This is a genomic window from Novosphingobium silvae (genome assembly GCF_009856825.1).
GTDB classification, from domain to species: domain Bacteria; phylum Pseudomonadota; class Alphaproteobacteria; order Sphingomonadales; family Sphingomonadaceae; genus Novosphingobium; species Novosphingobium silvae.
Map to the genome: position 1 here is coordinate 1 of NZ_WVTD01000044.1, position 9,446 is coordinate 9,446.

At 62.0% G+C, this 9,446-nt stretch carries 7 protein-coding genes; 6 read left to right on the forward strand and 1 reads right to left on the reverse strand.

From position 1 onward, the window contains the following. Positions 1 to 274: 274 nt before the first annotated feature. The gene (locus GR702_RS21570) at positions 275 to 1,150 is read right to left on the reverse strand and encodes a beta-1,6-N-acetylglucosaminyltransferase (protein ID WP_160987578.1); all 876 of its coding nucleotides are present in this window, start codon (positions 1,148 to 1,150) and stop codon (positions 275 to 277) included. 401 nt (positions 1,151 to 1,551) lie between these two features. Between GR702_RS21570 and GR702_RS21575 the strand changes: the two genes are divergently transcribed. The 6 genes from GR702_RS21575 (at position 1,552) to GR702_RS21600 (ending at position 9,346) form a co-directional block, all read left to right on the forward strand. Continuing rightward, complete coding sequence (locus GR702_RS21575) at positions 1,552 to 3,546, forward strand: acyltransferase family protein (RefSeq protein ID WP_160987579.1); 1,995 nt, start codon at positions 1,552 to 1,554, stop codon at positions 3,544 to 3,546. A gap of 299 nt (positions 3,547 to 3,845) precedes the next feature. Next, entirely contained in the window at positions 3,846 to 5,003 is a 1,158-nt protein-coding gene (locus GR702_RS21580; protein WP_160987580.1) for an IS110 family RNA-guided transposase, read from the forward strand. Positions 5,004 to 5,317: 314 nt separating this feature from the next. Further along, complete coding sequence (locus GR702_RS21585; RefSeq protein ID WP_337192675.1) at positions 5,318 to 6,565, forward strand: UDP-N-acetylglucosamine 1-carboxyvinyltransferase; 1,248 nt, start codon at positions 5,318 to 5,320, stop codon at positions 6,563 to 6,565. Between the two features lie 96 nt (positions 6,566 to 6,661). Then, positions 6,662 to 7,639, forward strand: coding sequence for a UDP-N-acetylmuramate dehydrogenase (gene murB / locus GR702_RS21590; protein ID WP_160987581.1), 978 nt, complete (start codon positions 6,662 to 6,664; stop codon positions 7,637 to 7,639). Next, positions 7,636 to 8,757 (forward strand): glycosyltransferase, encoded by a 1,122-nt coding sequence (locus GR702_RS21595; protein WP_160987582.1) that lies wholly within the window; start codon positions 7,636 to 7,638, stop codon positions 8,755 to 8,757. The genes murB and GR702_RS21595 overlap by 4 nt, the downstream gene beginning before the upstream one ends. Beyond that, positions 8,747 to 9,346, forward strand: a complete 600-nt coding sequence (locus GR702_RS21600; protein WP_160987583.1) for an oligosaccharide flippase family protein — start codon at positions 8,747 to 8,749, stop codon at positions 9,344 to 9,346. Before GR702_RS21595 ends, GR702_RS21600 begins: the two co-directional genes overlap by 11 nt. Positions 9,347 to 9,446 lie beyond the last annotated feature (100 nt).

Consider the following 9,446-nt stretch of genomic DNA (forward strand, 5'->3'; position numbering starts at 1 on the left):
AAAACGCGCTGATCTTCGCCCTCGTCGGCCAAGTCGCAGCCGAAGCCGGCGTGCTGCTGATCATCATGTCTGCGGGGCCGGGCTGAGCGCCGTCCCGAAAAATCGACTTCGGCAGCGGGCTGTTAGGCGATTGCCATGCGGGCCGACAGGAACGTGGGCGGTCCAAACACCCCCTCGCCCCGGAACATCGGGCCACACTCGTTCATCTACGTAGCAGGAAAATGTCGGGTCCGGAATGCTGCGATCGCGAAGATGCGCTCACCTGGCAGCAGGATTACCCGCTTCCACCGACCTCCCGCGAAGGCGCATGCTTGAGCATGTCGAGCAGAGCTGTCGATTTCTCCGTGCTGAATTTGCGAGCGAAGATGTTGCCTGACTTAAGGATGGGTGACAGGTCGGTTTCATCCAGGAAGGCAGGTCGTCCTCGTCCGGAGTGCCAGTCCGTGTAGCGGAGGTTGCGGGTGTTCACCCGACTGGCGTGCGGGGAATTCATGATTGCCGTCTGGAAGAAGAACTCCTCGGCGATGTAGGTCGATTTCAGTTCGGCCAGGATGCCGAGGTACCTGGGCTGGCTGACGATCTCGGCACAGACCTTGTAAGGAAGCGATAGCCAGACTTCGCCCTTGTGCAGCGGCGTTCCGCTGGGAAGTCCCTTGCGCCCTAGCCCGGACAGATCCTGCACCTTCCCGAGTAGGAAATCCGCGAACTGCCAGGGCTTCTTCCACTTCTGAAAGCGGCGCAGCAGGTTGCGCCGGCGGATCCGCACCTCGACATTATCGGGAAATTCCTCCCGCGGGATGGATTTCATGTAGATCGTGCCGTCCCAGTACTCGGGCCGAGTATCGAGTGAGTGAACGATTACGTCCTGGCCGGAAATGGTATGCACATAGTCATAGTGCCGCCCAGTCCGGACGATGTCCTGCATGAGCTTGACGATCGCCTCCAGGTGCTCATAGCCGCCCCAGGGAACACTGTAGTCGCTTCTCACCTTCACGCAAAGTTGCGAGATCGCATTCATCTCCGAAGCGCTGAATGTCGATTTCCGGTCGATGTGAAGAAACACATCGACGCCGAACTCCCGCAATCTCAGCAAAGATTGCTCGAGCATCGGGAAGTCCTTGTAGGCGGTCATCACGGCAACGTGCTTCAAGAATCATCATCCCGGTAAAGCAGGGTTCGCTCGGTCATCAAAGGCGGCTAGCTCTACGGGCTGACCACATGCCCGTTCGGAAAGTCACGGCGCTGCACAATGGAGAGCGGACGCCTGAAAACATGAGCATCTACGACTGCGCACGAACAGCGACTTCCGGTGCGATGCATAGGCTTTTGCCAAGCGCGACTGGCCCGCAGTTCTAAGAAAAAGTACTGAGTGTCGGAGGCGATGTCAAACGAGCAGAACGACGCCGGCGCTGCTGCCGTGCCGTTCCCGCCAGGACACACCAAGGATGCATTGAAGGTCCCGCGTGCGGCCGCCTATTCTCCTTTCCACCCTCTGGTTCATGCGGGCAATCTCTGCCACATGCGGCACGAGCCTTGGTTGGGGGGGTACGCATGTCAGCATCACGGTTCCGTAACGACATCCAGGGATTGCGAGCGCTTGCCGTTGGCGCCGTCGTGCTGAACCACGCCTTGCCCCAGGCGGCACCCGGTGGATACGTCGGTGTCGACGTATTCTTCGTGATATCGGGCTTCCTGATCTCGAGGATCATCGCAGCCGACATCGAGAACGAGCGCTTCTCGATCGTCGACTTCTATCGCAAGCGCGTGCGGCGCATCTTCCCCGCGCTCCTAGTCGTCCTGCTGGCCACGCTGGCAGCCGGATACTTCATGCTGACGCCGGCCGCGTACCGCGAACTGGCCATGACGGCGATGGCGGCCAGCTTTTTCGTTTCCAACTTCGCTTTCTACAGCCTGACGGGCTATTTCGACGGAGCGGCAGAGTTCAAGCCCCTGCTTCACCTCTGGTCGCTCGCGGTGGAAGAGCAGTTCTACATATTCTTCCCCCCGTTCCTCATGCTCTTCTGGCGAAGGATATCCCGCGCCAAATCGGTCATGCTGCTTGTCGCGGCGGGCATGGCGTCGCTGCTCGTAGCCGAGCTTCTCCTCCTCAAGGCTCCGAGCGCCGCATACTACATGCTGCCGCCGCGAGCGGTGGAGCTTCTGATCGGAGTGCTGATCGGCATCGGGGGCATCCCGCCCCTGAAGTCACAGGCGCTGCGGGACTGGACCTCGGTCCTAGGCCTGGCGATGATGATCGCCTCGATCACCGTTTTCAGCCCAACCACGCCCTTCCCCGGCGTTCGCTCCCTTCTCCCCTGCCTTGGCGCCGGACTGCTCATCCATGCCGGGACGGGCGGCGCAGAGACCTGGGGCGGACGGCTGCTCTCGCTGACGCCGCTGACCTATATCGGTGCGATCTCGTACTCGCTGTACCTGTGGCACTGGCCGATCCTGGTGTACTTGCGCACGGCGCTCGACGCGGACCTGCCGATCGCCTGGGCCGGAGCCGCCATCCTCGCAGCGCTCGCTCTCGCCAGCCTGACCTATCACCTCGTGGAGCGACCGGTCCTTTCCAGAAGGGCGGACCGCTTTCGTTTCCTCTGGATCGGCGGTGCCCAGATCGCTCTTGTGACGGCGCTGTGCGGCTTCGTGATGATCGCCCAGGGCATCCCGGGCCGCTATTCCCCCGAGGCGCGCAAACTGATCGCCGGGAGCGAGGACATCAATCCACGTCGCGACACCTGCCACTACGGCGGCGAAGCGCCTCCGCCCCCCTATGGCCGGACCTGCGCTTTCGGGAGCGAAGACCGCGCGCCCGACGTCGCCGTATGGGGCGACAGCCACGGCGCCGAGCTTGCGCCGTACCTGGGCGAGCGCGCCGGTTCGATGCGACGTTCGGTTCGGGAACTGACTTCATCCGCTTGTCCCCCCGCGCAAGGGTTTGCCTCCCCGGAACATACCCATTGCGGTGAGTTCAACGAGATGGCCCTGACCAGCCTTGCCGCGGACGCGCAGATCAGGACCGTTATTCTCGTCGCGAACGGACAGATCTACAAGAACCGGGAGCAACTCGAACGGGGTATGCAAAAGTCGGTCGAGGGCCTGCTCGCCGCGGGCAAATCCGTGATCGTCGTCATGCAGACCCCGCTCATGGCCTTCGATGTAGCCTCCAAGGCCGCGCTGATGACCCGCTATGGCCTCGATGCAAACGGTCTCGGCGAAAGCAGCAGCCACGCCTATGCCGAAGCGCGGGCCTATGACCGGTTCGTCAGCGGATTGGGCCGCCAGCCGGGCGTCGCCGTCTACGACCCCAAGCCAGCCCTGTGCGACAAGGCGGTGTGCCACGCCTATTCGCGCGCAAGCGGCGTCCTCTACTTCAACCCTCGCCACCTGAGCCTCGCCGGGGTGGGAGTGGCTTTCCGCCTGCTCGCCGATAAGCTTTACGCTGGAGCGCAACACCGCCCCGCACCGGTTGTGAACTCCAGCCGGCCGGCAGCGATGGACAGCGCCCCGGACCTGGGACCTGTCCTGCCGCCCAAAGGTTGAATCAGGTTCGGGGACAGGCGAGGCACGGGTGTCGCGCCGGCGATTGAAGCCGCTCATCCGGATGGCCACCGCCGCCAGCAAGCCTCCCTGGCGCTCTTCCGACGCCCTACGGTGACGCCCGGCTCGGCCTGCCCGCGAGCGGCGATTTGCTATTGCGACCCATGCTGCACTGCAGTAATCGCTACGGGAAACTACGCTATGTTGAGGGTCATGCACCGGTGAAAGATGCCATGGGGGGTGGATAGCAGCCGTCGCTCTGTCAGAGTGGGTTTGCAATCCAGAACTCTGTGGAGGCAACCATGCTTGTAGCTGATCAATCCGCGACGTATTCCGCTATCCGTACGGACCTCGGTGCTATTTTTGTATCGCTGGAGTTGAGTAGATCAACGTGGCTCGTGACATCGTTGTCGCCAGGTGCTGGTGAGCGAATGTCCAAGCACACCGTGCCTGCCGGCGAAGTGGGACGGCTGCTTAGTCGGTTTGCCGAGCTGCGCAACAAAGCTCAAGCGCGTACCGGGCGCGAGTTCGGCATCGTCGTCATTCAGGAGGCGGGCCTCGACGGCTTCTGGATCCATCGAGTCCTGCAGCAAGAGGGAATCGAGAGTCACGTCGTCGACCCCGCTTCCATTGCGACTTCACGTCGGCGGCGACGTGCTAAAACGGACAAGATCGATGGCGAAGCGCTGGTGCGGGCGTTGCTCGCGTACAAGCGAGGTGAGCCGCGGGTTTGTGCAATGGTTAGGGTGCCGAGCGTGGAAGCAGAGGATCGGCGCCGTATAAACCGTGAGCGGAAGGTGTTGATTGCCGAGCGTATTTGCCACGTCAACCGCATCAAAGGTTTGCTGTTCGGCCAAGGTATCACGAACTACGAACCATTACGGCGGGACCGCCGTGAACGTTTGGATGAATTGAGGACAGGGGACGGGCGGTCGATATCACCGCATTTGAAGGCTCAGATTGACCGAGAACTTGATCGCTTTGAGTTGTTGTTGGAACAGATCAAAGCAGTTGAAGTGGAACGAAGAAAACTCATCGAAGCACAAAATGCTGATACTCCGGTGGCAATGCTCATAGGCATCAAAGGAATTGGTCCGGAGTTTGCCACCATCCTGTTTGGTGAAGGGTTGTTTCGAAATTTTGACAACAGGCGTCAGGTGGCCGCCTATGCGGGGCTTGCGCCGACCCCGTGGCAGAGTGGTGCAATCACCTATGAACAGGGCGTTTCAAAAGCCGGCAACATTCGTCTGCGAACAACAATGGTTGAATTAGCGTGGCTCTGGTTACGCAATCAGCCAGAATCAGCACTAACTCGATGGTTTCACCAGCGCGTTGAACGTAATGGGGGGCGCCTGCGTAAACCTATGATCGTAGCTCTTGCTCGTAAGCTACTCATCGCATTGTGGAAGTACGTCACTGCGGGAGTCATAATCGATGGCGCTGTAATGAAAACCGCCTGACACAAGTTTGATTTCACTATTCCCCGAAGCTTGATCAGCTTCGTGGATCCAGGAAGCGAACCGCAAAGTGTATGTTGGCTTCAAACGCCGAGTGAAAGACTGGTATCGCCTCCTGAGCCCGCGCCCGACGCAAACGGGATAATGGTGCAGCCGTCTAGAACGGCGACCGCATGTGAGCTGGACCGGGTTCGATCTATCGAAGCCGCGTCATGCAATTGGGCTCAAGCCTGGATCTTGAGTTGGGAGACGAAAAATGCCGTTTGATAATGCCCGTTGTTTGCTCACTCATCATGTGAGCATACATTGAAGGCGGGGTGCCCCCTCACGGCTCGATTCGCGTAAGTGGTGCGAAAAACTCCGCCACTCGACTGCTGTCCGCAGCATTGTTGACAGACGACATAGTGCAGCTCGGCAACTTTCCGACCAAGCTGGTCGATGTAGGGCACAAGATCGATTTCATCCGGTCGATTGGCGCGGATATCGACGTCGACGACCTTGGCGACAGCATCAAGATTTCCGCGGGCGGTTATGGCGCACGCTCCACCGACGACTACGACGTCCCGATCCGGACGACCTACCTTCTGGTAGCGGGCCAGCTTCTTCGCACCGGCCATGCGAAGGTCCCGTATCCCGGCGGCTGCAAGATCGGCGCGCGCGGCTACGACATGCACATCATGGTCTGGAAGACGCTGGGCTGCGAAGTCGAGGAACTGCCGGACTATATCTCGGTCAAGGCGCGCAAGTTCGTCGGAGCCCGGATCGACTTCCCGATCTCCACCGTGGGCGGAACCGAAAACGCCCTCATCTGCAGCGCGGTCGCCGAGGGCACGACCGAGATCTTCAACGCCTACATCACGCCCGAAGTCTACGACCTCATCAAGCTGCTTCGCCAGATGGGCGCCAGCATCGAGGTCATCGGCAACAGCCACATCATCGTGAACGGCAAGTCCGCCCTTTCAGGCGCGCGGATGAACGTCATGCCGGACCGCATCGAAGCGCTGACCTGGATCGTGCTGGCGATCGTCCTTCGCGGCAAGATCCTGGTCGAGGGGGTCTCTTTCAAGGACCTCGAATCCTCGATGCTCTACCTGCAGGCTTCCGGCATAGACCTGCTGACGAACCGGAACTCCGCGTACGTCCATTCGGACGTGATGCCCGAAGGCGTGCAGCCGTTCGAGGTGCCTTGCGGAACACACCCCGGCGTGATCTCGGACATGCAGCCGTTCTTCGTCTTCCTGGCTCTGGCGGCATCGGGAACCTCGAGGATCTTCGACTACCGCTATCCCGAGCGCATCGGCTATGTGCAGGAGCTGGCCAAGTTCTGCCCGCCGGGGAGCCTTCACGCGGAATTCGGCAAGATCACCGTCAAGGGACCGGTGAAGTTCCACGCGGCCGAAGCGCAGTCGACCGACCTTCGCGGCAGCATGGCGCTCATCATGGCGGCGCTCGCGGCTGAGGGCAGTTCGGTGATCCATGACGCCCACATGGCGCTGCGCGGCTACAACGACCTTGCCCACAAGCTGAAGACCCTGGGAATGAACATCCGCATCGACGAGGACTGAGCGCGCCGGCGGATTCCTCTCGTAGCCGGGCGAAGGCTGCGCATCGCCCCCGGGTCCTGGCTCCGAGGCATCCCCTGAGCGCGCTGGAGCGTAGACATGCAGCGAATTCCTGACGAAATCCGGTCCCTTTTCCGTTCGATCGAGGGGATCAAGGCCGAGTTCGACGTGCCGCTGAGCACGCTCGGCCGGTGGAAGATCGGCGGAGACGCGGCCGTGGTCCTCACTCCCTCGACCGAGGAAGGCCTGGCGAAAGGCCTGCGCGCCATCCAGGCATCGGGATTGCCGCGCCTCGTCATCGGCGATGGCTCCAACCTCCTGTTCGACGATGCAGGCTTCCACGGCGTGGTCGTACGCATCGGCCGCGCCATGTCGGACATGCACATCTCGGGAAGCCGGGTCGTCGCGCAGGGCGGCCTGTGGGTTCCAAGGTTCGCTCTCGAACTCGCAAGGGCCGGGCTGACCGGGGCGGAACACATCGTCGGCATCCCGGGCACGCTCGGCGGTCTTGCGGTCATGAACGGCGGCAGCCAGCGCAAGGGCATCGGTTCCTCGATCGAGGAAGTGCGCTGCCTGACGCAGGACGGCGACCTGCAGGTCTTCTCCCAGGAAGACTGCCGCTTCGCCTATCGCAGATCCTCCCTCCAGGAGAACAACGCGATCGTCACCTCGATCACCTTCGCTTTCGAGGTGGGTGACCAGTCGGAGATCCGGCGCGCGATGCTCGCGATCATGGGGGAACGTCGGCGCAAGTTTCCTCTGAAGAAGCCTAATTGCGGTTCGGTCTTCGTCAGCGATCCCGCCATGTACGCCAGCGTGGGCCCGCCCGGCAGGGCGATCGAGCAGGTGGGTTTGCGGGGTACACAGGTAGGCGGCGCCCGCATCGCAGACCTGCACTGTAACTTCATCGTCAACTGCGGCGATGCGTCCAGCCGCGACGTGCTGGCGCTGATCGGCCTTGCGCGCACCCGCGTGCACGACAACACCGGGTACTGGATGGACTGCGAAGTCCGTTACGTCTCTCCCGAAGGAGCCGTGATGCCCGCGCACGAGGCGGCGGAATTCAGCGTCTCATGACGAAGGCACCGCAAGGATCGCTGCTCATCGCCATCGGCGGCGAGAACCTGTTCGGCGCCGAGCGGCGAGTCATTCGCCTCGCCGCCACCGTGGCACGCCTCGCGCCGCACTACCGGATCATCCTCGTGCTCTCGGCGCAGCTTTATGCGACGGCGCGTTCCAACCCGGTGATCGGCAAACTGGTCTCGAGTTTCGAGAGCCGTGACTGCCTCGTCGTGCTCCCCGGCGTGCGCCCGTTCCGCCGGGGAAGGCGCCTCGGCCTGCTCGCGGCCCAGATCCGGGCAGGCAGCCCGATCTTCTCCAGCTACGGCACCGACCGCTTCCTGATCGCCTTGCGCTTCCTGGGGATCCCCTTCACCTACGAAGTGACCAGCCCCGCCGTCGTGGACAGGATCGCGCGCCGCAACCGGACCTGGCTCCCCCGCGCCGCCAAGTCCTTCCTCTGCGTCAGCCCGTCCGTCGCCAAGAAGCTGCAGGACTTCTTCGCTTCGAAGGGGATCGACGCCAGCGCCAAGATCTCGTCCTACCCCTCGCCCTACCTCGATCCGGAAGTCTTCCAGGACGATCCGAAGAGCAAGGTCATCGTGATCGGCAGCCGCTTCGCCGAGCGCAAGAACGTGCATGTCTTCGCACAAGCTCTTGTCACCGCGCTTCCGCAGCTGTCGGGATGGTCGGTGAAGATCTGCGGCAACGGTCCGTTCGAGGAACAGATTCGCGCTACTCTTGCCGAGCACATCGCCGCAGGAACCGTGGAGGTGGGCTACGTCCCCAATCTCTCGGTCGAGCTGCGCAGCTCACAGGTCTTCGTCTCGATGATCGAGAAGGACAACTATCCTTCGCAAAGCGTCATCGAGGCTATGGGGGCGGGCAACGCCCTGCTCCTCAGCGATCGCGGCGATTCCCACCGCTTCATCGATTGCGCCGATCCGAACGGCACGCTGGTTGAGATCGATCCGCCCGCGATCGCACGTGCTCTCGTGGACCTGTGCCTCAGCGATCAACTGAGCGAAATGGGTGCCTCATCCCGGCGTCACCTCAGCTATCTTTGCGACGAGCGCGACTATGTCGAGACGCTGCTGAGGTCCTGCGGCTACAATCTGGCGAACCATGGCGGCTAAGCCCGGTCGATCCGACAAGGTGCTCTCCAGCATCTTCATGTCGACGGGCCTGACGGGATTGTCGGTGATCGTCGACCTGGTGATCATGGCGATCATCTCGCGGCTGATACCGCCCAGCGAGTTCGGCGTCCTTGCGGCCGCGATGTTCCTGCTGGCCGTGTGCAACCTGCTGAGGGAAGGCGGGATCGGCTCCGCGCTGATCCAGTTCAAGACCCTTGAACCCAGGCTGATCCAGGCCGGCTTCACGCTGGCCATGGGCTGGTCGATCCTGCTGTTCGTCGTCATCCAGATCGCGGCGCCGTGGTATGCCGGTTTCATCCGCATACCGCAGCTTGGCGACGTGCTCCGGGTGCTTTCGCTGATCTTCCCCATCCAGGCATTCTCGCTGATCGGCCAGGCGCTGCTGCAACGACGGCTGAAAAGCCCGCTGGCGGCCACCTGCGAGCTTGCCGCGCGCGCTTTCAGTTACCTCGTCATCGGCGTCACCCTCGCCTACTCGGGCTGGGGCTACTGGGCGCTTGTCGCCGCATGGATCGGCGAGGCCTGCATTCTCAGCGTGCTCATCAGCGCGTTGACGAAGTCGGTGTGATCTGATTCAGCCTGGATACGGAAAGAAGGCGGTCAGCGACGATGGCGATGCGACGTGATGGTGATGTGCAGGCGGATCTGATCGTGTCGTGGTCAGATAT